The organism is Actinosynnema sp. NPDC004786 (genome assembly GCF_053601135.1).
In genome coordinates, this window is record NZ_JBSGBG010000042.1 from 39925 (window position 1) to 65517 (window position 25593).

19 protein-coding genes are annotated in these 25593 nt (G+C 73.5%); 9 read left to right on the forward strand and 10 right to left on the reverse strand.

Annotated elements, in window-relative coordinates:
• Window positions 1-13 precede the first annotated feature (13 nt).
• From ACWEFJ_RS30350 to ACWEFJ_RS30375, 6 genes are all read right to left on the reverse strand, one after another.
• Window positions 14-811: an ESX secretion-associated protein EspG gene (locus tag ACWEFJ_RS30350; RefSeq protein WP_449715798.1), complete on the reverse strand. Its 798-nt coding sequence runs from the start codon at window positions 809-811 to the stop codon at window positions 14-16.
• Window positions 808-1143 carry a hypothetical protein gene (locus ACWEFJ_RS30355; RefSeq protein WP_449715799.1) on the reverse strand — a complete coding sequence of 112 codons (336 nt, stop codon included), beginning with the start codon at window positions 1141-1143 and terminating at the stop codon, window positions 808-810. The genes ACWEFJ_RS30350 and ACWEFJ_RS30355 overlap by 4 nt, the downstream gene beginning before the upstream one ends.
• Window positions 1140-2330 carry a hypothetical protein gene (locus tag ACWEFJ_RS30360; RefSeq protein ID WP_449715800.1) on the reverse strand — a complete coding sequence of 397 codons (1191 nt, stop codon included), beginning with the start codon at window positions 2328-2330 and terminating at the stop codon, window positions 1140-1142. The genes ACWEFJ_RS30355 and ACWEFJ_RS30360 overlap by 4 nt, the downstream gene beginning before the upstream one ends.
• A 133-nt stretch (window positions 2331-2463) precedes the next feature.
• The gene (locus tag ACWEFJ_RS30365; RefSeq protein WP_449715801.1) at window positions 2464-4791 is read right to left on the reverse strand and encodes a helix-turn-helix domain-containing protein; all 2328 of its coding nucleotides are present in this window, start codon (window positions 4789-4791) and stop codon (window positions 2464-2466) included.
• Between the two features lie 129 nt (window positions 4792-4920).
• Window positions 4921-5370, reverse strand: a complete 450-nt coding sequence (locus ACWEFJ_RS30370; RefSeq protein ID WP_378095523.1) for a winged helix-turn-helix transcriptional regulator — start codon at window positions 5368-5370, stop codon at window positions 4921-4923.
• A 73-nt stretch (window positions 5371-5443) separates the two neighbouring features.
• Entirely contained in the window at window positions 5444-6598 is a 1155-nt protein-coding gene (locus ACWEFJ_RS30375; RefSeq protein WP_378095520.1) for an AI-2E family transporter, read from the reverse strand.
• A 223-nt stretch (window positions 6599-6821) separates the two neighbouring features.
• Between ACWEFJ_RS30375 and ACWEFJ_RS30380 the strand changes: the two genes are divergently transcribed.
• Window positions 6822-7826, forward strand: a complete 1005-nt coding sequence (locus ACWEFJ_RS30380; protein ID WP_378095532.1) for a glutathione S-transferase family protein — start codon at window positions 6822-6824, stop codon at window positions 7824-7826.
• A 192-nt stretch (window positions 7827-8018) separates the two neighbouring features.
• Here ACWEFJ_RS30380 and ACWEFJ_RS30385 read toward each other — a convergent pair whose 3' ends face one another.
• Complete coding sequence (locus ACWEFJ_RS30385) at window positions 8019-8711, reverse strand: MerR family transcriptional regulator (RefSeq protein WP_378095517.1); 693 nt, start codon at window positions 8709-8711, stop codon at window positions 8019-8021.
• A gap of 111 nt (window positions 8712-8822) precedes the next feature.
• Between ACWEFJ_RS30385 and ACWEFJ_RS30390 the strand changes: the two genes are divergently transcribed.
• Complete coding sequence (locus tag ACWEFJ_RS30390) at window positions 8823-10031, forward strand: erythromycin esterase family protein (RefSeq protein ID WP_449715802.1); 1209 nt, start codon at window positions 8823-8825, stop codon at window positions 10029-10031.
• Window positions 10032-10046: 15 nt separating this feature from the next.
• On the opposite strand, the gene ACWEFJ_RS30395 is transcribed toward ACWEFJ_RS30390, so the two are convergent.
• Window positions 10047-11105: a LacI family DNA-binding transcriptional regulator gene (locus ACWEFJ_RS30395; RefSeq protein WP_378095511.1), complete on the reverse strand. Its 1059-nt coding sequence runs from the start codon at window positions 11103-11105 to the stop codon at window positions 10047-10049.
• Between the two features lie 303 nt (window positions 11106-11408).
• Between ACWEFJ_RS30395 and ACWEFJ_RS30400 the strand changes: the two genes are divergently transcribed.
• The 7 genes from ACWEFJ_RS30400 to ACWEFJ_RS30430 all read left to right on the forward strand — a co-directional run bounded on the left by ACWEFJ_RS30400 (window position 11409) and on the right by ACWEFJ_RS30430 (window position 21836).
• Window positions 11409-13805 carry a beta-xylosidase/alpha-l-arabinosidase gene (locus tag ACWEFJ_RS30400; RefSeq protein ID WP_449715803.1) on the forward strand — a complete coding sequence of 799 codons (2397 nt, stop codon included), beginning with the start codon at window positions 11409-11411 and terminating at the stop codon, window positions 13803-13805.
• Window positions 13802-14791 carry an ABC transporter permease gene (locus ACWEFJ_RS30405; RefSeq protein ID WP_449715804.1) on the forward strand — a complete coding sequence of 330 codons (990 nt, stop codon included), beginning with the start codon at window positions 13802-13804 and terminating at the stop codon, window positions 14789-14791. The genes ACWEFJ_RS30400 and ACWEFJ_RS30405 overlap by 4 nt, the downstream gene beginning before the upstream one ends.
• Window positions 14788-15723 (forward strand): carbohydrate ABC transporter permease, encoded by a 936-nt coding sequence (locus ACWEFJ_RS30410; protein ID WP_378095502.1) that lies wholly within the window; start codon window positions 14788-14790, stop codon window positions 15721-15723. Before ACWEFJ_RS30405 ends, ACWEFJ_RS30410 begins: the two co-directional genes overlap by 4 nt.
• A gap of 86 nt (window positions 15724-15809) precedes the next feature.
• Entirely contained in the window at window positions 15810-17405 is a 1596-nt protein-coding gene (locus ACWEFJ_RS30415) for an ABC transporter substrate-binding protein (RefSeq protein WP_449715805.1), read from the forward strand.
• A 185-nt stretch (window positions 17406-17590) separates the two neighbouring features.
• A complete protein-coding gene (locus ACWEFJ_RS30420; protein WP_449715806.1) occupies window positions 17591-19123 on the forward strand; it encodes a GH39 family glycosyl hydrolase in 1533 nt (510 codons plus the stop codon).
• Complete coding sequence (locus ACWEFJ_RS30425) at window positions 19120-19818, forward strand: glycosyl transferase (protein ID WP_449715807.1); 699 nt, start codon at window positions 19120-19122, stop codon at window positions 19816-19818. Before ACWEFJ_RS30420 ends, ACWEFJ_RS30425 begins: the two co-directional genes overlap by 4 nt.
• Window positions 19815-21836 (forward strand): beta-galactosidase, encoded by a 2022-nt coding sequence (locus ACWEFJ_RS30430; protein ID WP_449715808.1) that lies wholly within the window; start codon window positions 19815-19817, stop codon window positions 21834-21836. The genes ACWEFJ_RS30425 and ACWEFJ_RS30430 overlap by 4 nt, the downstream gene beginning before the upstream one ends.
• Before the next feature lie 170 nt (window positions 21837-22006).
• On the opposite strand, the gene ACWEFJ_RS30435 is transcribed toward ACWEFJ_RS30430, so the two are convergent.
• Window positions 22007-23155, reverse strand: coding sequence for a cytochrome P450 (locus ACWEFJ_RS30435; RefSeq protein ID WP_449715809.1), 1149 nt, complete (start codon window positions 23153-23155; stop codon window positions 22007-22009).
• 411 nt (window positions 23156-23566) lie between these two features.
• Window positions 23567-25561 carry an alpha-glucuronidase gene (locus tag ACWEFJ_RS30440; protein ID WP_449715810.1) on the reverse strand — a complete coding sequence of 665 codons (1995 nt, stop codon included), beginning with the start codon at window positions 25559-25561 and terminating at the stop codon, window positions 23567-23569.
• Window positions 25562-25593 lie beyond the last annotated feature (32 nt).

Sequence of the window (25593 nt, forward strand, 5' to 3'; positions counted from 1 at the left end):
TCCACCCGACCGGTCACGCGCGGGCGACCGTCGCGATCTCGCCCAGCACGCGCAGCAGGTCGTCGTGCCGCAACGGGTTGACGCTCAGCCAGCCCGTGTCGCCGCGGTCCACCCGCACCCGACCCCGCGCGCCGTCCAGCCAGGACAGCTCGTGCGGCCGGCTGACCGCGTCGCCGGACCGCCGGACGACGCCGAGCTGCCCCCGGCCGGTCACCGCCGGGAGCAGGGCGACGAGCCGGTCGACCACGGCCTCGTCGCCGCCGCACGCGCGGACGAGCCGCCGCGCCCGGCGCGTGCCGACCGGGTCGTCCGAGCGGTCGTCGAGCAGCCGGGACGCGCCTTCCACGACGCCGGGCGGCACCGTGATCGGCAGGGTCGCCGCCGCCCTGACGCCGGGGATCAGCGGCGCCAGCCGGTCGCCCAGCCCGGTCGCCGGCACCGCCGTCACCCGCACCGCGCTCCCCCGCCCGTCGCCCCACGACTGGCGGCACACCACCGCGCGGTCCCCGTGCACCATCGCCACCGCGCCGGTCACGCCGCCCGCGCCGATCACCACCAGGTCGACCGCGCCCCGGTGCTCCCGCAGGGCGGTGACCAGCTCCGCCGCCACGCCGACCGGCCCGTCCCCGGTGGCCAGGCCGCGGGCGCACAGCGCGTGCCCGGCGGCGGCCAGCACCGCGTCCCGCTCGTGGGCGAACCGGCCGAACGACGGCACCCGCAGCGGGAACGGGAACGCGACGCCGGCGTGGGTGGCCAGCAGGTCCAGCTCGACGGGTGCGAAGACCACCTCGTGCGCCACGGCGGCGGTCACGACGCGGCCTCCCGCGCCCCGGCGGCCCGCACCGCGGACTCCGCGTCGGCGTCCACGGCGGTGTAGGTCGCCCGCGCGTCGGCGAGCAGCCGGCGGAACGCCTCCACCTCGCGTCGCGTCGCGCTCAGCTCGCCGGCCAGGCCGGTCTCCCCCGCCGCCGCGCGCAGCCGCGCCGCCAGCTCCACCGCCGGTGGCGCGGTGCCGAGCCTCGGCTCTCGTTCGGCCAACGCGCCCACGGCCGCCACCAGGTCGTCGGTCAGGTCGCCCAGCCTCGTCAACGTCGTGATCCGGTCCTGGATCAGGTCCGGCTCGACGCGGTAGCCCCCGCTCACGGCTGCTCCCCCGTCGTGTGGCCGATGACCGGCGGGCTGACCGGCAGGTCCACCGCGAACAGCCCGTGGTCCACGGTCGGCATCCGGTTCTCGTGCGGTTCGTCGTCGTCGCGGCGGCTGCCCGCGACCGGTGCGGCCACCGCCGCCTGCCCGGTGTTGCGGGCCGCGGCCGGCTCGGCGGCGAGATGCCCGGCCGGCGTGCCGCCCACCGCGCCGGGCAGCACGCCGGCCCGCGGGCCGGGGCCGGGCTGGGGGGCGGCGTGCCCGGTCGCCGGCGTGCCGGGACTGCCGACCGCGACCGCGCTCGCCCCGCCGCCGAGGAGCCGCGACCACGGCACCGGCGTCCGCGCGCCCGTCGGCGAGCCGCCCGACACCCCTCCGGTCGGCGGTCCGCCCGTGGACGTCATGGGCGGGGCGGTCGCGGGCGTCGTCGGCGCGGCGGCGGGCGGGATCGCGCCCCGCGCCCCGTCGATCAGCCGGCTGCCGCCCACCAGGCTCGACTCGTAGGTCCGCATCGCGCGCACCGCCTCGGCCTTCCGCTGGTCCGCCGACACCGCGCCGAAGTAGAAGCTGAACCCCGCGCCGCCGACCGCGCCGAACGCCGTGCCGACGCCGGACGTGGTGGTGGCCGGGGTCGGGGCGACCATCGCGGCGAAGTTCGGCAGGGACGTGAACGGCGCGGTGAACGACGACGTGGACATCGTCGGCGCGGTCGGGAGCGCCGGGAGCGCGGGCAGGGGCGGCAGCGCGGACGGGGCCGGGATCGTGGGGAGCGCGGGCAAGGCCGGGGGCGTCGGCGCGGCCGTCGGCGCCGTCGTCCCCCCACCGGCCGGCGGGGGCGGCATCATGGCCCTCGCCGCGGCCAGCGCGTCGGCGGCCTCCTGCGCGGCCCGGTGGCCCGCGTGCGCCAGTTCGCCGATCTTCTCCACCCGGTCGGCCAGCGCGCCCAGGCGGTCGGCCGCCTCCCGTGCCGCCTGCCCCTGCCACCCGTCCGGCAGCGCGGCCCGCTGCTCGCGCAACACCTGGGCGTGCGCGTCCAGCGCCTCCCGGTGCCGCGCCCACTCGGTCGCGATCACGCTGACGTCGGCCACGTCCGCGTCCTGCCACAGCATCCGGTACAGCTCCTCGTGGCTGTACGCCTCCCAGTTCACGACGCCCGCCGTCGGCGTCGGGTCTTCGTTCGACACCCCGCGATCCCCCTCCCGGACCTGTCACGTCACCGGCCCGGCCCATGCTGGCCAGGCGGGGGCACGACGGACAGGCCACCGGGAGGCCATCTGTGGCCGGTGGCGTTGAGCAGGGCGAACGCGCGGTGACCGGTCAGGTCGTCCGGCGGTGGACCTCGGTCAGGTGGTCTTGGAGGCGGGCGTGGCGGAACTGGTAGACCGCGCCCGCCCGCCGCAGCACGCCCCGCCGGTACGCGTCGTCCAGGAACGCGTGCACGGCCCACGGCAGCCGGCCGGTCAACGGCAGCCAGAAGCGGGCGAACACCACCCACTGCCCCCACGCGGTCATGCTGAGCAGGTAGGCGACCCCGCCGCCGAACCCGCCCACGAGCCCCAGCGCGAGCCCGGCGAGCGCGGGCCAGGTCAGGGTGAGGCCGAACGGCCCGCCGCCGGGCAGCGACATCAACGCCGTGGTGATCAGCCACGTCGCCCCGGTGAAGAACACCGCGAACAGCGGCGCGAACAGCAGCATCTGGACGAGCACGGTCCGCCGGTTGGCCCGCAGCAGGCCGGCCGGGCTCGCCGCCGAACGGAGGTCCTGCGGCGACTCCCCCGCCGCGATCAGCCCGAACGCGAGCGCCGCGCCGGCGCCGAACACCACCGTGAACACGCCCGAGTCCACGAGGACCATCGTCGGCGTGATCTCGCGCCCCACGGCCAGCAGCTTCACCAGGTCCATCACGACGCCGTAGACCAGGCCGACCAGCGCGCCGAACCACAGCCCCATCCGGGCCCTCGACCGCACGCGCGGCCAGCGCGTCCCGCCGCCCGCCGACCACCGCCACCGCAGCCGGAAGCGCGCCGGCCGCACCGGCTGCACCCGCGCCAGGTGCCCGTGCACCAGGCCGAACGGGACGCCGACGATCAGCCCCACCAGGGCGCTCAGGCCCACCAGCTCGGCGCTGACCTCCCCGATCAGCAGGCCCTCGATGACGACGTCGCCCAGGCCCACGACGACGAAGACCACCAGCGAGACCACCACCGCCCTGACCCACCGGCTCGACGACGTGCCGAGCTGCCACCAGGCCAGGTCGTGGGTGCCGAGCCGGCTCAGGTGGTCGGCGAGGTGGCCGAGCCAGTGCCGGACGCGCTCGACGTCGTGGCCCCGGCCGCCCCGGTGCTCCCGGTACACCGCCGGCACGAACCCGCCGAGCAGGTGACGCTCGATCGCGCCCGGTGCGGCGAACCGGTCGGCGTCGAGCAGTTCCGCCGGGTCGTGGCCCGGGGTGTCGCTGTAGATCCGGCGCGCGAGCGCCACCATCAACGGGGTGGTCAGCACGGCGGCGAGGGGACCGCCCGGCCGGGCCCGCACCTCGTCCAGGACGGGCTGCCACAGGGCGCCCGCGCCGCCGGCCCTCCCGGTGGTCCGGGGCAGGTAGTCGGCCACGTCGTCCGCGGTCAGGTCGACCAGCTCCACCGCGCCCGCCGCGCGCAGCACGCCGGTCGCCTCCACCGCCGCCCGGTACTCGTCCACCCGGCTGGTCAGCAGCAGCGGCAGGGTGGTGGCGTTCAACGCGGCCAGCGCGGACCGGCGCAGGCCGCCCGCCACCTCGTCGAACCCGTCCAGCACGGGCAGCACGCGGTGGGCGTCCACCAGGGCGGCGGCCAGGGTCGCGCCGCCGGGACCGGGCGCGGCGAGGCCCGGGTGGTCGCGCACGAGCTGGTCGGCCAGCCAGTCCCGCAGCGCCACGCGGTCCGGGTGCCACGAGCCGAGGCTGAAGATCACCGGCACCGGGTCGGCCGGGGCCCGCACGGCGAGCAGGTCCAGCACGAACCGGGTGGTGAGGATCGTCTTGCCCGCGCCCGCCCGGCCGAGCACGATCAGCCGCGACGACGGGATCCGCCGGTAGACCTCCACGACCTGGTCGAGCCGCCCGCCCAGGTCGAGCGGGCGCGCGGGCTGCCCCGGCTTCGCGACCCGGATGTTGGCCCAGCTGTCCCGCAGCGCGTCGGGCGCGGGCCGCCAGCGGACCGGCAGCGGCACCGGGTCGTGCACCTGCTGCTGCTCCTCCTCGCGCCGCCACCGGGCGTGCACGGCGTAGGCGAGCGCGTCGGTCGCCTCGACCAGCGGGTCCGCGCCGAGCGCCGGCGCGGGCGGGGCCAGGACCACACCACCGCCGTGCCCGGCGGGTCCGAGGACACCGCCGCTCGACGGCACGTCACCGGCCGGGACGTCGTCGGCGGGCTCGTCCGCCGGCTCGGCGTGCCCGGCGGCGGTGAACAGCTCGGCGCGCTCCGCGCCGTTCAGGCGCAACGCGTCGGCCAGCAGCCGGACCGTGCGCACCTGCGGGTTGCCCCGGTCGCCGGTCTCCAGCCCGCGGACGGTGCGGACGCCGAGCCCGGCCCGTTCGGCCAGGTCGTCCTGGCTCAACCCGGCCCGCTGCCGCCACCGCCGCAGCAGCCCGCCGAACCGGCTCGTCACTACCGCCCCCCACCGCCACGCACGTCGAGCACACGCCCCGTCATCGACCGGACGCGCTTCGTCCACGTTCCGTGATCGAATCCTAGCCACGACGGGTTACCCGGCGGTACCGGCGGCCGGGGCGTGACGTCAGGTCGCGCCGTTCGACCGCCTGACCACCGCCGTGGGCTCGACCTGCCGCTCGCAGCAGTCGCAGACCAGGCGCGTGCGCACGGTCCCGCCGCAGCCCACGTGCTCGGCCACGGCCGGCGGGCCGGTCGGCGTCGGCATGTGCCGGTCGCCCCACGCCATGAGCGCCAGCACCACCGGGGTCAGCTCCCTCCCCCGGGCGGTGAGCAGGTACTCGTGGCGCGGCGGCCGGTCCTGGTACTGCACGCGCTCCAGCACGCCGCACTCGACCAGGCCGTTGAGGCGGTCGCTGAGCACGTTGCGCGCGATCGGCATCCGGTTGAGGAACCCGTCGAACCGGGTCACGCCCGAGAGGGCGTCGCGCACGATCAACAACGTCCAGCGCTCGCCGACGACCTCCAGCGCACGCGCGATGGAGCAGACCTGGCCGTCGTAAGTGCGTCGGAGCATCCGCGCATGATAACCGTGGGTTTCATGAGGAAACCCACTTGAGCGCCGCCCGGTCGCGATCGCCGCGCCGACCTCAGTCCCGCGCGGCGTGCCGGTCCGGGCCGGGGTCCGGGTCGTCCGGCAGGTCCGCCGCGGCGGGTCGCGCCGCGGACTGCCGGTCCACGACCTCGCCCAGGTACCGCAGCACGACCGCGACCGTGGCCACGACCGGGACGGCGAGGAACGCGCCCGCGATGCCGTAGATGGTGCTGCCGGCCGTCACCGCGAGCAGCACGACGGCGGCGTGCAGGCGCAGGCTCCGGGACTGGAGGATCGGCTGGAGCACGTTGCCCTCGATCTGCTGCACCGCCACCACGACCACCAGCATGATGATCGCCGTGGTCAGCCCGTTGCTGACCAGCGCGACGAGCACGGCCAGCGCGCCGGCGACGAACGCGCCCACGATCGGCACGAAACCGCCGAGGAACGTCAGCGCCGCCAGCGGCACGGCCAGCGGCACGCCGAGCAGCACCAGGCCGAGACCGATCAGCACGGCGTCCACCAGGCTCACGATCGCCTGGGTGCGGATGAAGTCGCCCAACGTGGTCCAGACGCGTTCCAGCACGACGGTGACATGCCCGCCCGCGCGCTCGCCGATCACGCCGCGCAGCCACGGCGTGAACCGCGGGCCGTCCTTGACGAACAGGAAGGCCAGCAGCAGCGCCAGGACGCCCGTGACGATGCCGGAGGTCACCGTGCCGACGCCGGTGATCAGGCCGTTCGCGATCGAGCCGACGCTGGACTGGAGCTGGTTGACGCCCTGCTCCAGCAGCGCGTCGGTGTCGCCCGCGGCGAGGTTGAGCGGCGGGCCCGAAGCCCAGTCCAGCGCCTGCTGGAGCGCGCGGGTGGCGCTGTCCGCGATCTGCGGCACGCCGGACGCGATCGACGTCGAGATCAACGCCACCACGCCGCCGAGCACGGCCAGTCCCCCGACCAGCACGATCGTCGCGGCGAGCGCGGGCGGCACCCCGCGCGAGCGCAGCCAGCGGGCGGGCGGCCACAGCACGGTCGTGATCAGCAGGCCGAGCAGGACCGGCATCACCACCACCCACAGCCTGCCGATCAGCATCCACAGCAGCACGACCCCCAGCGCGACCAGCACCAGGCGCGTGCTCCACCGCGCCAGCCAGGTCACTGCGTGCCCGATGGCCTCACCGCGATCGGTCCAGCGGCGGTCTCCTGCGCTCACGTCTCCCCATCCCTCCGACGCCCTGTGCGGCAGCCTGCCAGAACCGGGCCCGCCGGCGCGTCCGCCCCGCCCCGCGGCCCGGGCCAGGGGAATCCCCGGGTTGTGCCGGAGCCCGTCCCCTACGGGAGGCCGGGGCGTGGTGGGCGACGTAGGCTCACCAACCGTGAGCGAGACTTCGGCGGCCGCGGTCGGTGACGAGCGGGACGAGCACCGGCGGGGCGGGGTGTACTCCGTCAAGGGCAAGGAGTACGAGCGCGACACCCGGTACATCACGACCCGGATCACGGTGGACGGGGAGGACGGGTTCCCGGTCGAGCCGGGGCGGTACCGGCTGGTCGCGGCCCGGGCCTGCCCCTGGGCCAACCGGTCGATCATCGTGCGGCGGCTGCTCGGGCTGGAGGACGCGATCTCCCTCGGGCTGCCCGGTCCGACGCACGACGAGCGGTCGTGGACGTTCGACCTCGACCCCGGCGGGCGCGACCCGGTGCTGGGCATCGAGCGCCTCCAGGAGGCGTACTTCACGCGCGACCCCGAGTACCCGCGCGGCATCACGGTGCCGGCCATCGTCGACACCACGACCGGCGCGGTGGTGACCAACGACTTCGCGCAGATCACGCTCGACCTGTCCACGCAGTGGCGCGCGTACCACCGCGACGGCGCGCCGGACCTGCTGCCCGAACGGCACCGCGACGAGATCGACGAGGTCAACCGGCGGGTCTTCACCGAGGTCAACAACGGTGTCTACCGGTGCGGGTTCGCCGGGTCGCAGGAGGCTTACGACGAGGCGTACGCGCGGTTGTGGACCGCGCTGGACTGGCTGGAGGACCGGCTGCGGGACCGGCGCTACCTCGTCGGCGACACGATCACCGAGGCGGACGTGCGCCTGTTCACCACGCTGGTCCGCTTCGACCCCGTCTACCACGGCCACTTCAAGTGCAACCGGCAGAAGCTGGCGGAGATGCCGGTGCTGTGGGCCTACGCCCGCGACCTGTTCCAGACGCCCGGCTTCGGCGACACGGTGGACTTCGCGCAGATCAAGCGGCACTACTACGTCGTCCACAAGGACATCAACCCGAGCGGGATCGTGCCGGCCGGGCCGGACCTGTCCGGCTGGGTCACGCCGCACGGCCGGGAGGCGCTGGGCGGCCGTCCGTTCGGCGACGGCACGCCGCCCGGCCCGGTCCGCGAGGGGGAACGGGTCGACCCGGCCCACACGCCGCTGCGGTGAGCCGCGCGTCCGGTGGGGGCCGGCGCCGGACGTGAGCGCGTTCGCCCACCCACGTCCGCTCGCCGGCACCGGACGTCCCGGGGTGGGCGCGTGGCCCACCCCGGCTCGGTCGCCGAGGTCCACCCCGGCCGGTCCCGGGGTGAGGGCGTTGCCCGCTCCCGACGCGAGTCGAGGGCTCCCGCGGTCGCCTGCCTACGTCGGGAGCGAGCGCAGGTAGGCGTCGAGTTGGGCCGCGCCCGCGAGGAGCGCCCGGCCGCGGTCGGCGAGGCGTTGTCGCCAGGAGTCCAGGAAGGCGGACAGCTCCCGCGGCCCGCCCGCCTCGCGCAGCGACGCCAGGAACCGGCTGACCTGGGCCAGCGGGTAGCCGCCCCGGCGCAGTTGGCGCGCGATCTCCGCGTCGCGGACGGCCTCCGGGCCGTACTCGCGGTGGCCGGTGGCCGGGTCGCGGTCCGGGCGCAGGACGCCCTCGACCTCCCACGTGCGCAGCGTCGCCGGGTGCACGCCGAGCCGCCGGGCGAGTTCGCCCACGGTCCACGGCCGGCCGGGGACGGGCGCGGGCACGGTGGTGGCCGGCGCGTCCAGAGCCGTCGCGACCTCGGCGTGGGTCCGGCGCTCGGCCGCCAGCTCGACGTGCGCGGCGTCGAGGAGCCGGTAGGCCGAGTCCGTGTCGCCCCGGTTGACCGCGCGCATGATCTCCACCGCCCGCCGGTGGCCGTGGCCCGCGCGCAGCGCGAGGAAGGCACGCAGGGCTTGCGCGTGCCGGGGCGTGTAACGGCGGTAGCCGGACCCGGTGCGGTCGGTCGGCGGGAAGACGCCCGCGTCCTCGTAGTTGCGGACCGCCTGCGCGGACAGCCCGTGCTCGCGCGCGAGGTCGACCGGTCGCAACGGCACCCCCTTTGAGACTTCAACCCTGAACACCCAGGTGGTCTTCGCCGGAGTTTCACCCGAGTCTTCAACGATAGCGTCGAAGGCAGTGCTTCCCCGGAAGGAGTGGTCATGTCCACCGCCCTGCGCGCCCTGGGCCGCGAACTCGACGGCCCCGCGGGACTGGGCCGCGCCCTCGACCAACTGCTCGCCGCGCGCCCCGCGCCGCCGGCCGTGTTCGCCCTCGGCGAGCCCACGCACGGGATCGAAGCCTTCCCGTTGCTGCGCAACGACGTCCTGGCCCACCTCGCCGAACGCGGGTACCGGTCGGTCGTGCTGGAGACCGACCACTTCACCGCACCCGTCGTGGACGACTACGTGAACGGCGGTGAAGGCGACCTCGACGAGGTGCTGGCGACCGGGTTCAGCCACCGCTTCGGCGCGGTCCCGGGCAACCGCGAGCTGGTCGAGTGGCTGCGCGCGTTCAACGCCGACCGCGCGCCGGAGGACCGGGTGCGCTTCCACGGGTTCGACGCGCCGTTGGAGACGGCCGCCGCGCCCAGCCCGCGCCACGCGCTCACCTCCGTGCTCACCGCCCTGCCCGAGGCGCTGCGCCCGGCTTCCGCCCGCGACCTCGACGCGTTGCTCGGCGACGACGCGGAGTGGACCGACGAGGCGGCCATGTACGACCCGGCGGCGTCCATCGGCGGCTCCGACCGCGTCCGGGCGCTGCGCATCGCGGCCGACGACCTGGCCAGCGCCCTGCGCCGGGCCGCGCCCGCCCTGACCGCCGACCCGGCGGCCTACCCGGACCTGCCGGCCCACGCGCGCACCGCCCAGGGCCTGCTGCGCTACCACGCGGCGATGGCCACGCCCGGCCCCGACCGCATCGCGACCCTGCTCAGCCTGCGGGCGGAGATGATGGCCGACAACCTCCTCGCCGTCCTCGCGCGGGAGCAGGACCGGGGACCGAGCCTGGTGTTCGCGCACAACGTCCACCTGCAACGCACCACGTCCCACATGTCCTTCGGGGAGCACGAGGCGAGCTGGGCGAGCGCCGGCGCGCTCGTCGCCCTCACGCTCGGCGAGCGCTACCTGTTCGTGGCCACCGACGCGAACCCGCGCAGCGCGCCCGGAACCCTCCAGGGGGAGCTGGCGCGGGCCACCACCCGCCGGGCCCTGTTCCCCGCCGGGGACCTGCGCGCCGCGCTCCCCCCGACCACCCGCAAGGGCGACCCGATCGTGCCCGGTCACCTGCCGCTGGGCCCCTCGGACCTGGCGGGCGCGGACGCGGTGGTCTTCGTGGCCGACACCGACGGGCGACGTCACCAGTACTGGTGACGCCCCGGGCCGTCCCTAAGCGAGGCGCGGCGGGCAGGTGCTCTCCCGCACCACGAGTTCCGTCGCGAGGTCTATCCGCTCGTTCGGCGGCCGCTCGCCGCGCGCCAGGCTGAACACCATCTGCGCCGCCGTGCTCGCCATCTCGCGCAACGGCTGCCGCACGGTGGTGAGCTGGGGCCCGATCCACTCCGTGACCGACAGGTCGTCGTAGCCGACGATCGACAGGTCGTCCGGGATCGTCAGGCCGAGTTCACGGGCCGCCCGCATCACGCCGAGCGCCTGGAAGTCCGAGCCAGCGAAGATGGCGGTCGGCCGGTCCGGGCGGCGGAGCAGGTCCATGCCGTGGCTGTACCCGCCTTGGACGTAGAAGTCGCCGTAGCGCACGTAGTCGGGATCGACGACCACGTCCGCGGCCTCCAGCGCGCTGCGGTACCCGTCGACCCGCGCGCGGCTGCACAACATGGTCGTCGGCCCGGAGATGACCGCGATCCGGCGGTGCCCCAAGGAGAGCAGGTGCCGGGTCGCGGCCAGGCCGCCCGCCCAGTTGGCCGAGCCGACCGTCGGCACGCCGGGCGGCGGCTCGCCGGCGGTGTCCACGAACACGAACGGGATGTTGCGGGTGATCAGCTGACGCCGCTGCTCCGCGTCCAGCCCGGCCAGCACCAGGATCACGCCGAGCGGCCGGCGGGCCAGCAGGTCGTCGAACCACTCCCGGCGGGGCCGGTGCTCGCCGCCGAGTTCCGACAGCACGACGGCGGCGCGCTCGTTGGCGGCCGCCAGCTCCACGCCGCGGATGATCTCCGTCGACCACGCCGAGTGCATCTCGTGGAACACCAGGTCGATGAGCGCCGGCCGGGACGACTGGCGCGCTCGTCGTCGCCGGTACCGGTGCTGTTCGATGATGCTCTCGACGCGTGCGCGGGTGTCGGGCGCGACGTCCGGCCGTCCGTTGAGGACCTTGGAGACGGTCGGGATCGACACGCCCGCCTCGGCCGCGATGGACGAGATCGAGGCCGCGCCCTTGACCGTCTTCTCCGGCTCCGTGCCGGCGTCCCGCTCGATCGACGAACTCATGCCGCCCCCTGTTCGCGTCACCGCTCCGCGCCCGCACCCCGGTTCTAAAGTTTCGACCGTTGAGCGTAAAGGTTCGACCTTTCGACCACCAGCATTTCGCCTCTTTCCGTCGATCTCCGGCGAGATTGGTCCAGTCAAACAAGGGCCTGTTCACACCTGTGAACTGCGAAGACACGGGAAGGACACGGACTGTTGACGTCTTGCGGAGATCCTCCTACGGTTCCCCCACCAGATCGGCATGTCGGAAAGTACATCGATACTTTCGGGCTTCACGAGCGCGTGAGCGGGGGTACCTGGTCGATGATGAACAGGACGACGGAAGTCGCGGCGACGCCGGCGGGCGACGCCGACCCGACTGCCGCCGACCAGCCGGACGCGGTGTGGCGGGACGTGGACCTGCCCGTCGCCGACCGGGTCGAGGCGCTCGTCGGCGCCATGACGCTGGAGGAGAAGCTCGCCCAGCTCGTCGGCGTCTGGGTCGGTGCGGACCCCTCCGGCGCGGGCGTCGCACCGCACCAGCACGACATGACCGCCGAGCCCGTGGTCTGGGAGGACGTCATCGCCTCCGGCCTCGGCCAGCTCACCCGCCCGTTCGGCACCCGCCCGGTGGACCCGGTGGCGGGCGCCCGCTCGCTCGCCGCGTCCCAGCGCCAGGTGGTCGCCGCCAACCGGTTCGGCATCCCGGCCCTGGTGCACGAGGAATGCCTCACCGGGTTCGCGGCCTGGCAGGCGACCGCGTACCCCGCGCCGCTGTCGTGGGGCGCGTCCTTCGACCCCGAGCTGGTCGCGCGGATGTCCGGCCTGATCGGCGCGTCGATGCGCGCCGCGGGCGTGCACCAGGGCCTCGCGCCCGTCCTCGACGTCACCCGCGACTACCGCTGGGGCCGCACCGAGGAGACCATCGGCGAGGACCCGTACCTCGTCGGCACGGTGGCCACCGCCTACGTGCGCGGCCTGGAGCAATCCGGGATCGTCGCCACGCTCAAGCACTTCGCCGGCTACTCGGCCTCCCGCGCGGGGCGCAACCTCGCCCCCGTCGCCATCGGGCCGCGCGAGTTCGCCGACGTCGTGCTGCCGCCGTTCGAGATGGCCGTCCGCGACGGCGGCGTGCGGTCGGTCATGCACTCCTACACCGAGGTCGACGGCGTGCCGTCGGCGGCCGACCCGGCGCTGCTCACCACGCTGCTGCGCGACACGTGGGGCTTCGACGGCACGGTCGTCGCCGACTACTTCGCGGTGAAGTTCCTGCAGAGCCTGCACGGGGTCGCCGAGGACGAGGCGCACGCCGCCGCGCTGGCCCTGACCGCGGGCGTGGACGTGGAGCTGCCGACCGTGCGCTGCTACGGCGCGCCGCTGCTGGACGCGGTCCGGCGCGGTGACGTGGACGAGGCGTTGGTCGACCGCGCGTTGCGCCGCGTGCTGCGGCAGAAGGTGGAACTCGGGCTGCTCGACCCCGACTGGACCGCCCTGCCGGACGGCGTCGACGAGCTGCGGCTGGACTCCCCCGAGGCGCGGGACGTCGCGCTGCGCCTGGCGCGGGAGTCCGTGGTGCTGCTGGCCAACGACGGCGTGCTGCCGCTGCGGCCGGGCGTCCGGCTCGCCGTGGTCGGCCCGCTCGCGGACGACCCGATGGCGATGCTGGGCTGCTACTCCTTCCCCGCGCACATCGGCGTGCACCACCCGGACGCCGGGCTGGGCCTGGAGATCCCCACCGTGCTGGCCGCGCTGCGCGACGCGGTGGGCGGGCCGGTGGCGCACGCCAAGGGCTGCGAGGTCTCCGCCGAGCCCGGCCCGGACGACATCGCCGCGGCGGTGGCCGCGGCGGCCGACGCCGACGTGTGCGTGGTCGCCGTCGGGGACCTGGCGGGGTTGTTCGGCCGGGGCACCTCGGGCGAGGGCTGCGACGCCACGGACCTGCGGCTGCCCGGCGCGCAGGCGGACCTGGTCCGCGCGGTCCTCGCGACCGGCACACCCGTGGTGCTGCTGCTGATCACCGGCCGGCCCTACGCGATCGGCGACCTGGCCGAGGGCGCGGCGGCGGTCGTGCAGACCTTCTTCCCCGGCCAGCTCGGCGGCCGGGCCATCGCCGACGTGCTGACCGGCGCGGTGGCGCCGTCGGGCCGGCTGCCCGTCGGCATCCCGGCCGACCCCTCCGGCCAGCCCGGCACCTACCTGTCCGCACCGCTCGGCCGGCGGACCGAAGTGTCCAACGTGGACCCGACGCCGGTGTTCCCGTTCGGCCACGGCCTCGGGTACGACGCGTTCACGTGGTCGCCCGTGCGCGTCCTCGGGGCGGCCGACGGCACGTGGAGCACCGACGGCGAGGTCGAGCTGGAACTCGACGTGCGCAATCCCGGCGAGCGCCCCGGAGCCGACGTCGTGCAGCTCTACCTGCACGATCCCGTCGCCCAGGTGACCCGCCCGGTCGTGCGGCTCGTCGGCTACGCGCGGGTCGAGCTGGCCGGCGGCGCGTCGGCCCGCGTCCGCCTGCGCGTCCCGGCGGACGTCACGTCGTTCACCGGCTGCGAGGGGCGGCGCGTGGTGGAGCCGGGCGCGGTCCAGTTGCGGGTGTCCCGGTCGAGCGCGGACGTGCACGAAGCGGTCGACCTGCGACTCGTCGGCCCGCTGCGCGAAGTGGACCACACTCGGCGTTGGCTCACCGCCGTGTCGGTCACCCACGAGGAGGTGGAGCGAGCATGACCGCCCAGGTGCACGAGCCGGCGTCCGCCGCCACGCCGGACCAGCCCCGCAAACCGCCGAAGGCGGGGAAACCGCCGAGCTACCGGATCACCTGGCGCAAGGCGTTCAAGCGCGACTGGCAGCTCTACACGCTCGCCATCCTGCCGCTGGTGTTCTTCCTGGTCTTCCGCTACGCGCCGATGCTCGGCAACGTCATCGCGTTCCGCAAGTTCGTGCCGGGCGGCAGCATCTACGGCGAGACGTGGGTCGGCCTGCGCTACGTCAAGATGTTCATCAACGACCCGAACTTCTGGGAGGTCTTCGGCAACACGATGGTGCTCGGCGCGCTGTCGCTGCTGTTCACCTTCCCGCTGCCGATCGTGCTCGCGCTGCTGCTCAACGAGGTCCGGTCGCGCTACTTCAAGCGGTTCGTGCAGACGGTCTCCTACCTGCCGCACTTCCTGTCGATCGTGATCGTCGCGGGCATGGTCATGCAGCTCGTGTCGCTGGAGGGCACGGTCAACCAGATCGTGCGGGCGTTCGGCGGCGACGCGGTCTCGTTCATCCAGGAACCGGGCTGGTTCCGCACCATCTACGTCTCGTCCGAGGTGTGGCAGACCGTCGGCTGGGGCACGATCCTCTACCTGGCCGCGTTGACCACGATCGACTCGCAGCTCTACGAGGCGGCCCGGATCGACGGCGCGAACCGGTGGCAGCAGACCTGGCACGTGACGCTGCCCGGCATCCGGCCGACGATGATCACCCTGCTGATCCTCAACATCGGCACGTTCATGGCGGTCGGGTTCGAGAAGGTCCTGCTGCTCTACAACCCGCTGACCTACCCCACCGCGGACGTCGTCTCGACCTACCTCTACCGGGTCGGCCTGGTGTCCAACAACTTCAGCTACGCCGCCGCGATCGGCCTGTTCGAGTCGATCATCGGCCTGACCCTGATCCTGTCCGCCAACGCGATCTCGCGCCGAGCAGTGGGGACGAGCCTGTGGTGACCACCGACCCCACCCGCGTCCTGGACCGCCTCGACAAGCCCGTCGGCAGCCGCCGGATCTCGCTGGACGACTCGCGCGGCTACCGGGTCTTCCGGGTCGTGAACACGATCGTGCTGCTCGGCGTGGTCGCGGTGACGCTGTACCCGTTCGTCAACATCGTGGCGCAGTCGTTCAGCAGCGAGGTCTACATCCGCACCGGCCAGGTGAACCTCGTGCCGCGCGGGTTCAACCTCGACACCTACAAGCTCGTCGCGTCCGACCCGGCGTTCTGGAACAGCTACCTCAACACCGTCGTCTACACCGTGACGGCGACCGCGATCTCCATCGTGCTCACCACGATCTACGCGTACGTGCTGTCCAAGCACCGCCTCAAGGGCCGCGGCCTGCTGGTCGGCGTCGCGGTGTTCACGATGTTCTTCAACGGCGGCCTGATCCCGAACTACGTGCTGGTGAACGGCCTCGGCATGACCAACACGATCTGGGCGATCGTGCTGCCGAACGCGATCAGCGTGTTCAACCTGCTGGTGATGAAGGCGTTCTTCGAGAGCCTGCCGGCGGAGCTGGAGGAGGCCGCCGCGATCGACGGCCTGAACACCTACGGCATCCTGCTGCGGATCGTGCTGCCGCTGTCGAAGGCCGTGCTCGCCACGATGATCCTGTTCTACGCGGTGGCGAACTGGAACTCGTGGTTCCAGGCGTTCCTGTACCTCGACCGGTCCGACCTGTTCCCGGTCACCGTGTACCTGCGCAACATGATCGCCGGCGCCACGTCGGCGACGTCGGTCGGCGCCGTGGAGACGAACGCGGTCGCCATCTCCGCCAACATCAAAGCCGTGACGATGGTGCTCACCGTGCTGCCCATCGTCGTGGTCTACCCCTTCATCCAGCGCTATTTCGTGTCGGGCGTGATGCTCGGCGCGGTCAAGCAGTAGCGCGTCCGCTTGAGTTGACGACGGTGTCAATCACCTGAGGAGAGAGCACGATGCGAACGACATGGAAGCGCAGGCTTCTGACTCTCGTGGCAGGCAGCCTCGTGGTCGGCCTGGCGGCGTGCAGCGACGAGGGCGCGGACGCGGGCGGGGGCGTGGACCTCGAGGGCAAGAAGACCGCGTCGATGGCCGACTACAAGGCGGGCACGCAGTTCAAGGCGAGCGAGCCGCTGGACGTCAGCCTGCTCTACCTCGACCAGTCGCACTACCCGATCAAGGACGACTGGCTGCTGTGGAAGGAGATCACCGCGCGGACCAACGTCACGATCAAGCCCACGGTCGTGCCGTACAGCGACTACGACCAGAAGCGCGGTCTGCTGATCAGCTCGGGTGACGCGCCGACGATCATCTCCAAGACCTACCCGGGCCAGGAGGAGCAGTTCGTGTCCTCCGGCGCGATCCTGCCGGTGAGCGACTACCTCGACCTCATGCCGCACTTCAAGGACAAGGTCGAGAGGTGGAAGCTCCAGCCGGAGCTGAACACGCTGCGGCAGGAGGACGGCAAGTTCTACGTGCTGCCGGGCATGCACGAGAAGATCTGGCAGGACTACACGCTCGCGTTCCGCACCGACGAGCTGAAGCGGCTGAACCTGGAGACGCCGAAGAACTGGGACGAGGTCTACACCGTCCTCAAGGCGATCAAGGCGGCGAACCCGGACAGCTACCCCCTGTCGGACCGGTTCGAGGGCAAGTCGATCCTCAACTACGCGGGCCAGACCTTCGGCACGCAGGCCGGTTGGGGCTACGTCAAGAACACGATCTGGAACGCGTCCGCGCAGAAGTACGAGTTCACCGGCGCGACCCCGGAGTACAAGCAGCTCATCGAGTACTTCCGCAAGCTCGTCGCGGAAGGGCTGATGGACCCCGAGAGCTTCACGCAGAAGGACGACGCGGCGATCCAGAAGTTCGCCAGCGGCAAGTCCTTCGCGATCAGCAGCAACGCGCAGAACATCGTCAACGACTACCGGCCGAACATCTCCAAGATCCCCGGCGCGACCGTGGCGAAGATCCCGCTGCCCGCCGGCCCGAAGGGCGACGTCATCCGCGGCTCGCGCCTGGAGAGCGGCCTGATGGTCTCGGCGAAGGCGGTCGAGAGCGACAAGTTCGTGGCGACGATGCAGTTCATCGACTGGCTCTGGTACTCCGACGAGGCCCAGGAGTTCACCAAGTGGGGCGTGCTGGGCACGACCTACGACAAGGACGCGTCGGGCAAGCGCACCCTCAAGCCCGACATCGCGTTCGGCGGCATGAACGTCGGCGCGCCGAAGAACCTCCAGCGCGACTTCGGCTTCCAGGGCGGTGTCTTCTACTACGGCGGCGCGACCGAGCTGCTCCAGTCGATGTTCACCGAGGAAGAGGTCGCGTTCCAGAAGACCATGGCCGACAAGAAGGTCGAGCCGCTGCCGCCGCCCGCGCCGCTGAACGAGGAGGAGCGCGAGCGCGCCGCGCTGCTGGAGAGCCCGCTCAAGGACCTCGTGACGCAGTCCACGCTGCAGTTCATCCTCGGTCAGCGCGACATCTCCACGTGGGACGCCTACGTGAAGGAGTTGGAGGCCAAGGGCTCGAACGACCTGGTCGAGCTGGTCAACGGCGCGTACAAGCGCTACAAGGAGAAGAACGGCTGAGTGTGACGGCCGCTGCTCCGCGGACGGCGGCCAGGTCGCCGGGAAGTCGGCCGTCCGCGCCCGATTTCCCGGCGATCGAAAAGCGTGATCGCCGGGAAATGGGTCGCGGACGACCGACGCGACCTGGCGACGGTGGCCGGCCCCGGCGACGGTGGTCGGCCCGGCGAGAGTGTCCTGGAGGGTTTTTGCACCGCGTTGTCGTTCCCGGCGAGCCGATCGGCCGCCTGTCCGAGTCGTGGCGCCACTGCGTGGGCACCGGGCGGCTCAACCTCGCGCTGCGCGCGGACTACCAGGAGTCCCTGGCGCTGGTGCAGCGCGAGATCGGCTTCCGGCACATCCGCGGCCACGGGCTGCTGTCCGACGACATGGGCGTGCACCGCAGGTCCGCCGACGGCGTGACGCGCTACTCCTTCACGTACCTGGACCAGGTGTTCGACCGGTTCCTGGAGCTGGGCGTCCGGCCGTTCGTGGAGCTGGGGTTCATGCCCACCGCGCTCGCCTCGGGCGACGACACCGTGTTCTGGTGGAAGGGCAACATCACCCCGCCGAAGGACTGGGACGAGTGGGCCGCGCTGGTCCGCGCCGTCGTCCGCCACCTGGTCGACCGCTACGGCCTCGACGAGGTGCGCACCTGGCCGATCGAGGTGTGGAACGAGCCGAACCTGGTCAACTTCTGGAAGGACGCCGACCAGGAGGCGTACTTCCGGCTCTACGAGGTCACCGCGCGCACCGTGAAGGACGTCGACGCCGGGCTCCAGGTGGGCGGTCCGGCGATCTCGCCCGGCTCGGACGAGTGGTGGGCCCCGTTCGCCGAGTTCGTCACCCGCCGCGACGTGCCGATCGACTTCGTCAGCCGGCACGCCTACTCGTCCGGCCCGGCGCAGCACGTGCCGTTCGGCACCTACCAGACGCTTTCCGCGCCGCAGCGGCTGCTGGACCAGTTCGACGCGCCCCGCGCGCACCTCGCGGGCACCGCCCTGGCCGGGTTGCCGGTGCACATCACCGAGTACAACAGCTCCTACCGGCCGGACAACCCGATCCACGACACGGCCTACCACGCCGCCTACCTGGCCCCCGTGCTGACCGGCGGCACGGAGCTGGTCGACTCGTACTCCTACTGGACGTTCTGCGACGTCTTCGAGGAGGAGAACGTGCCGACCTCGCTGTTCCACGGCGGGTTCGGCCTGCTCACGCACCGGCAGGTGCGCAAGCCGACCTACCACCTCTACGCGTTCATGGCGCGGATGGGCCGGCGGGTGCTGGCGCGCGGCGAGGACCACCTGGTGTGCTCCGCCCCCGACGGCCGGATCACCGCGCTGGCCTGGCAGCCGGTCGGCGGCACCGACGCGCCGGACGCGCCCGAGCGGCACGAGGTGCGGCTGTCGGTGCCGGTGGCCGGTCCCCGCGCGTTCGTCCGCCGGGAGCGGGTGAACGAGCACGACGGCAACGCGTTCGGCGCGTGGCGCGAACTCGGCCGGCCCCGCTCCCCCGACCCGCGCACGCTCGACCTGCTGCGCGACTGCGCCCGGCCCGCCGTCGAGCACCGGTCGGCCCCGGTCGTGGGCGGACGGGTCGAGCTGGACCTGGCGCTGGCGCGGCACGAGGTCACGTTCGTCGAGGTCGTCCCCGTCCACGCCGAGGTGCACGAGGGGCTGGACGACCGCCGGCTGCTGGGCGCGTCCGACGACCGGCTCGTCGCGCCGCACGAGAGGCCGTGACCGTGGCCGCCGAACGACGGGCCGACCCCGCCGCCGAGATCGGCGCGGGCATCCTGTCGCGCATCGCGTCCGTCGTGTACTGGTTCCTGGTCATCGAGGTCATGCTGCTGCTGACCACCGCGCCGGGGTTCCTCGCCCTGCTGTTCCTGGACCGCAGCGCGGGCAACGCGCCGCTGATCGGGCTGTGCTTCGCGCCCGTGGGCCCGGCGCTGTCGGCCGCCGTCTACGCGTGGCGCGTGTTCCTGGGCGACCGCGACCTCTCCCCCGCCCGGCACTTCCGGCGCGGCTACCGGCTCAACTGGCTCGACGTGCTGCGCTGGTGGCTGCCCGCGCTCGCGGTGCTGACCGTCATCGGCTTCACCCTGGCCAACCTGGACCTGGCCGGCGTGCCCGCCGGGTACGGGCTGGTCCTGGTGGTGGTCGCGGTGGCGGTGCTGGTGTGGTCGACCCAGGCGCTCGTGCTGTCGTCCACCCTGTCGTTGCGCACGCGCGACACCGCGCGCTTGGCGTCCTACTACCTGGCCGCTCGGCCGGCGAGCGCGCTCGGCGCGTTGTCGCTGCTCATCGCCGCCGGCGGGCTCGTCGTGCTCACCTCCGACTGGGTGCTCGCGCTGCTCGCGTCCCCGTTCACCCTGCTGCTCCTGCGCAACGCCGAGCCGGTGCTGCGCGACGCCACCGAGAGGTTCACCGCGTGACCCCGCAGATCGGATACGGCGGCGACTACAACCCCGAGCAGTGGCCCCGCGAGGTCTGGGACGCCGACTACGCCGCGTTCGCGCCGGCCCGGGTCAACACGGTCACGCTGGGCGTGTTCGCGTGGGCGCACCTGCAACCCGCCGAGGACCGGTACGACTTCTCGACGTTGGACGCGATCGTGGCGCGGGCCGCGACCGAGGGGATGCGGATCGTGCTGGCCACGCCGAGCGGCGCGATGCCGCCGTGGCTGGCGCGCCGGTACCCGGAGGCGTGCCGGGTCGACTTCGAGGGTCGGCGGCACGTGTACGGGCAGCGGCACAACGCGTGCCCGTCGTCGCCCGACTTCCGCCGGCTGTCGGTCGGGCTGGCGGGCCGGCTGGCCGAGCGGTACGGCGACCACCCGGCGGTCGTGGCGTGGCACGTGGGCAACGAGTACGGCGGCGCGTGCTGGTGCCCGGCGTGCGGCGAGGCGTTCCGCAGGTGGCTGCGGGAGCGCTACGGCTCGCTCGACCGGCTCAACGACGCGTGGAACACCACGTTCTGGTCGCACACGTTCACCGACTGGGCGGAGATCCAGCCGCCGAACGCGTTGTCCGAGCACTGGCGCGGGCCCGACCACACCGCGTTCCAGGGCATCACGTTGGACTACAGGCGGTTCATGTCGGACGCGTTGCTGGGCGGGTTCGTGGCGGAGAAGGCGGCCATCCGGGCGCACTCGCCGCACACGCCCGTGACGACGAACATGATGGGCCTGTACCAGCCGATCGACTACCACCGGTGGGCGCCGCACCTGGACTTCGCGTCGTGGGACAACTACCCGCCGGAGGACCGCTCGTCGTCGCGGACGGCGGCGCGGATGGCGTTGGCGCACCGGCTGATGCGCGGGCTGCGCGACGGCGCGCCGTTCTGGGTCATGGAGCAGACGCCGTCCGTCACGGCCTCGCGCGACGTCAACCCGGTGAAGCGGCCGGGCGTGCTGCGGCTGTGGTCGTGGCAGTCCGTCGCGCACGGCGCGGACGCGGTGCTGTACTTCCAGCTGCGGCAGTCGCGCGGCGCGTGCGAGAAGTACCACGGCGCGGTGCTCGACCACGCGGGCCGCACGGACACCCGCATGTTCCGCGAGGTCGCCGAGCTGGGCGACGAGTTCGCCCGGGTCGGCGACGCCCTGCTCGGCGGCCGCACGCCCGCGCGGGCCGCGCTGCTGGTCGACTGGGACAGCTGGTGGGCCGTCGAGATGTCGGACGGGCCGAACCGCAACGTGCGCTACCTGGAGGTGCTCACCGCCTACCACCGGGCGCTGTGGCAGGCCAACGCGCCGCTGGACGTCGTGCCGGTGACGGCCGACCTGTCCGGGTACGACGTGGTGGTCGCGCCGTTGCTGCACATGGTCAAGGGCGACCTGGCGGACCGCGTGACGGCGTTCGTGGAGCGCGGCGGGACGTTCGTGACGACGGCGTTGTCCGGGCGGGTGGACGAGGACGACAACGCGTTCCCGACCGACGTCCCCGGCCCGTTCGCGTCGCTGCTCGGGGTGCGGGTGGAGGAGACGGACGCCCAGCAGCCGGACGTGGTGAACCCCGTGACGCTGTTCGGGGTGGAGCACGAGGCGCGGCACGTGTTCGAGGTGGTCGTGCCGGAGGGCGCGGAGGTGGTCGGCACCTACGGCGCGGACTTCTACGCCGGGACGGCGGCGGTCACCCGGTCGAGTCGGGGACGGGGGCACGCGTGGTACGTCGCGACCCTGCTGGACGACGCCGGCGTGGCCGCCGTCGTCGGCCGGGCGTTGGCCGGGCACGACCTCGTGGGGCCGTTGGGCGACGTGCCGGACGTCGAGGTGGCCGAACGCGTCACGCCGGACGGCACGCGGTACGCGTTCGTGCTGAACCACGGCGAGGCGCGGACCGTGCGAACGCCGTTCGACGGCACGGACCTGCTCACCGGCGAGGTCCTGGTGGCCGGCGACGACCTGCCCCTGCCCGCCACCGCCGTCCGCGTCGTCCGCCTGGCGACGTCCTGAACGTTGAACTCGGGTGTTCCGAACGTAGGACACACGCGACGCCAACGTAGGACACACGGCGTGGGCCGGTGGCGCGCCGGGCCGGCCCACGCCGTGGCCGGTCAGTACCAGTACCAACGGCGGGCCGGCTTGCTGTCGAAGATGCGTCGCACCATGGCGGTCATCGTCGTTCACCCCCCTTCCGTTCGGGCTGCCTGCCGCACGGGCGTGCGGTGGAGCGTGAAAGGACGGGGCACCGCGCCCTCGACCATCGCCGGGCGCAGGTCGCCCCCGATGACCGCGAGGGTGGCGTCGCGGGTGAGCGCGCCCAGCGCCTCGGTGAGCAGTTCGTGCGCCACCGACGCGCCCGCGCACGTGAAGGGGCCCGCCCCGAACGGGATGTAGGTGCCGCGCCGCCCCGGCTCCGCCCAGCGCTCGGGCCGGAACTCGTCGGGGTCGTCCCACCGGTCCGGGTCGTGGTGCAGCAGGTACGGGCTGACCGAGATCAGCTCACCGGCGTCGCACGGCGCGCCGGCGAACTCGGTCGGGTGCGGCGCGGCGCGGCCGACCATCCACACCACCGGCCGGTGCCGCTGCGCCTCGCGCACCACCCAGTCGACCGGCCAGGGCAGCGGCGTGCCCGGCGGGTGGCGCAGGCAGGCGAGCAGCACGGACCACGCCAGCATCGTGGCGACCGGCACCACGACCGCCCGCACCAGCATCAGGTGCAGCTCGGCGACCGCCCGGTCCGCCACACCGCCCGGGCACGCTCCGGCCACGGCGTCCAGCACGTCGCGCGCCCCGCCGTCCCACCCCCGCCGCCGCCGGACCTCGCCGGCCACCGCCGCGACCAACCTGGCCCGCACGACCTCCGCCCCGACCCGCCGCCACCGGTGCGGCGAGTGGAACACGACATCACCGCGCGCCGCGCGGTCCAACAGCCCCCTGACGTCCTCCGGCGTCCGCGGGTGCAGCAACACGTCCACCAGGCACCGGTACACGAGATCACCGGCCGCGTCCGGCCACCGGCTCGTCCCGGGCAGCCCATCCACGGCGACCGCCAGCGCCTCCCGGTACGCGGGCAGCCCCGCCCGCACCACGTCCCGCACCGCGTGTCCCACCCGGACCTGCGCCTCACGGGTCGGCAACAACCCACCGAAGAACCCGGACCGCCCCGCGTTGAACTCCCGACCGCGCAACAAGGCGTTGGCCAGCTCCACGTCGCCCACGCACCGCCCACCCCAGGGCAGCCGGATCACCCCGTCCACGCTGTGGCGGTGCAGGTCTTCCAGGTACGCGAGCGGATCCCGGCGGAACCGACGCTTGTCCGCCAACCTCATCGTGCGACCCTCCCCGATCGCGTGCGGGCCCCCGACAACCCGCAGGACCACTAGACCACCCGGCCCAACGCGACGGAAGCGCCACCTCACCACACCACCCGAAAGTGGCGGCACCGACCGCACGACTCCCGCCAACCGACCCACGCCCGACCCGCGGCCAGCACTCACAACAGACCCGCCACACCGTGCTGCGTGCTGCCCCGTGAGCCTTACCCGGCCGGACCGAACCGGGTCGAAGGTCAAGGCACCTTCCCCTGCGGCGGCGGGACGACGAGATCCGCATTGCCCTCGGGGAGTTCCAGCCCGCCCGGGTCACGCCCTGCTGACGGTCCGGTGCGGCACGTCCCACCCGGCCACCGAGTGATCGGCGAGAGCCGGGGTCCGCGCCACCGACCACCCGTTCAACGGGGGTCAGTAGATCGGACGGCCGTGCGCGTCCGGCACGCCCGACTTGCGCCAGAAGTACGTGTTCACCTGGTCACGCCACTCCGTCGCACTGCGCAACTGCTCCCGCAGCAACGCCGTCACCCGTTCGAACACCTCCCCCGGCACGCGACCCTCCAACCGGGCCCACCTCCCGGCCATCCGGACCACCTCCTCCCGCCCCTCGAAATGCGTGTCGTAGATGTGCTGCACGACCGTCTTCCCCGACCGCAGCACGTGCCCGTACGGCACGTGGTGGAAGAACAGCAGCAGCTCGTCCGGGCACGTCGAGGTCGACTCGTAGACGTCCCGCCACGGCGCGGGGTACTGGCCGGTGAACCCGGTGCCCGTGGCCCGCGTCCGGTCCACGCCCAGGCCGTCGCGGTCGGCGAAGTGGTAGGTGCCCCAGGACGAGTACTCGTAGCCGTCGATGCCCGGCCCGTAGTGGTCGCCCGGGTTCACCATGAAGCCGACGCCCAGCGGGGCGGTGTACCGCTCGTAGGTCGGCCACGAGCCGTCCATGATGTCGTGCAGCGCTTCCCGGACGTCCGCGGCCTCGCCGAAGGTCAGGCCGATCCACTCGTCCAGCACCGCCTCCGGCGTGAGCCGGTCGTCCCAGGCCAGCCGGCCGAACCCGTACAGGTTGGCCTGCGCCAACGGGTGCCCCGTCCAGAACGGGTCGTCGCCGACGTTCGACACTGCCACCACACCGCCCGCCGGCGCGCCCGTCCGGCCTGCGGCGACGTCGGCCACGGTCGCCCCGCCCTCGCCCCACGGCCGGAAGCGGAGCATCTCGCGCCACAGCGGGACGAGGTAGCACACGTGCTTCTGGTGGCCCGTGTACTCCTGGGTCACCTGCACCTCCACCGCGAGCGAGGTGCGGGGCATGGCCGCGACCACCGGGGACACCGGCTCGCGCGGCTGGAAGTCCATCGGGCCGGCCTTCACCTGGAGCACCACGTTCGGGTCGAACGCGCCGTCCAGCGGGGCGAAGTGGTCGTACGCGGCGCGGGCGCGGTCGGTGGTGCGGTCGCGCCAGTCCTGGCGGTGGTTGTAGACGAACGCCCGCCAGAACACCGTGCCGCCGAACGGCGCGAGGGCGCGGGCCAGCAGGTTCGCCCCGTCGGCGTGGTCGCGGCCGTAGGCGAACGGCCCCGGCTGGCCCTCGGAGTCGGCCTTGACGACGTACCCGCCGAAGTCCGGGATCGCCGCGTACACCTCGGCCGTCGTGCGGGCCCACCAGTCCCGCACCGCCGGGTCGAGGGGGTCGGCGGTGGGCAGGCCGCCGAGCGTCATGGGCGCGGCGAAGCTCACCGACAGGTGCACCCGGATCCCGTGCGGGCGGAACACCTCGGCCAGCCGCACCGCCTCCGGCAGCAGGTCGGTGAGCAACCGGGCCTCGGTGCGGTGCACGTTGACGTTGTTGAGCCCGACCCGGTTCACGCCGATCGAGCCGAGCAGCCGCGCGTAGGCGCGGGCCCGCGAGAGGTCCGCCCGCACCACGCCGTCGTCGTAGAAGATCGACCCGCCGGCGTACCCGCGTTCGACCTGCCCCATCACCGGGTGCACGTCGATGTTGTCCCAGTGGTCGAGCATGCGGACGGGCTGGCGGGGCGCGTGCCGCTCCGGCGCCGCCTCACCCCGGAACGCCGACTCGCCCTGCCGCACCACGTGGTGGAAGCCGTAGAGCAGGCCGACCCCGTCGATGGCGCGGACCAGCGTCGTCGTCCCGCTCCGGCCCACGACGAACGCCTCGGGGTCGGGCTCACCGCCGTCCGGCGCGCACACCAGCTCCAGGTCCACCGGACCGTCGTCGACCAGCGCACCGCCGTGCTCCGCGACCGCCGCCGCCACCTCGCCGCGCACGGTGGCCGCGACCGGCCCGTCACCGACGACCCGGACGCGGCGCGAGCCGACCGCGCGCAGGGCGGCGGAGGGCAACCACGCGGGGTGCACGCCGTCCGGCAGCGGCGCGACCGGCATCCGGTCCTCGAGTGCATCCGGTGGTGACGCGC

Coding starts and splice junctions, on each gene's coding strand:
- ACWEFJ_RS30435 (WP_449715809.1), bottom strand. CDS start 23,155: ATGAGGTTGGCGGACAAGCGTCGGTTCCGCCGGGATCCGCTCGCGTAC.
- ACWEFJ_RS30390 (WP_449715802.1), top strand. CDS start 8,823: ATGTCCACCGCCCTGCGCGCCCTGGGCCGCGAACTCGACGGCCCCGCG.
- ACWEFJ_RS30440 (WP_449715810.1), bottom strand. CDS start 25,561: ATGCCGGTCGCGCCGCTGCCGGACGGCGTGCACCCCGCGTGGTTGCCC.
- ACWEFJ_RS30395 (WP_378095511.1), bottom strand. CDS start 11,105: ATGAGTTCGTCGATCGAGCGGGACGCCGGCACGGAGCCGGAGAAGACG.
- ACWEFJ_RS30400 (WP_449715803.1), top strand. CDS start 11,409: ATGAACAGGACGACGGAAGTCGCGGCGACGCCGGCGGGCGACGCCGAC.
- ACWEFJ_RS30370 (WP_378095523.1), bottom strand. CDS start 5,370: ATGCTCCGACGCACTTACGACGGCCAGGTCTGCTCCATCGCGCGTGCG.
- ACWEFJ_RS30405 (WP_449715804.1), top strand. CDS start 13,802: ATGACCGCCCAGGTGCACGAGCCGGCGTCCGCCGCCACGCCGGACCAG.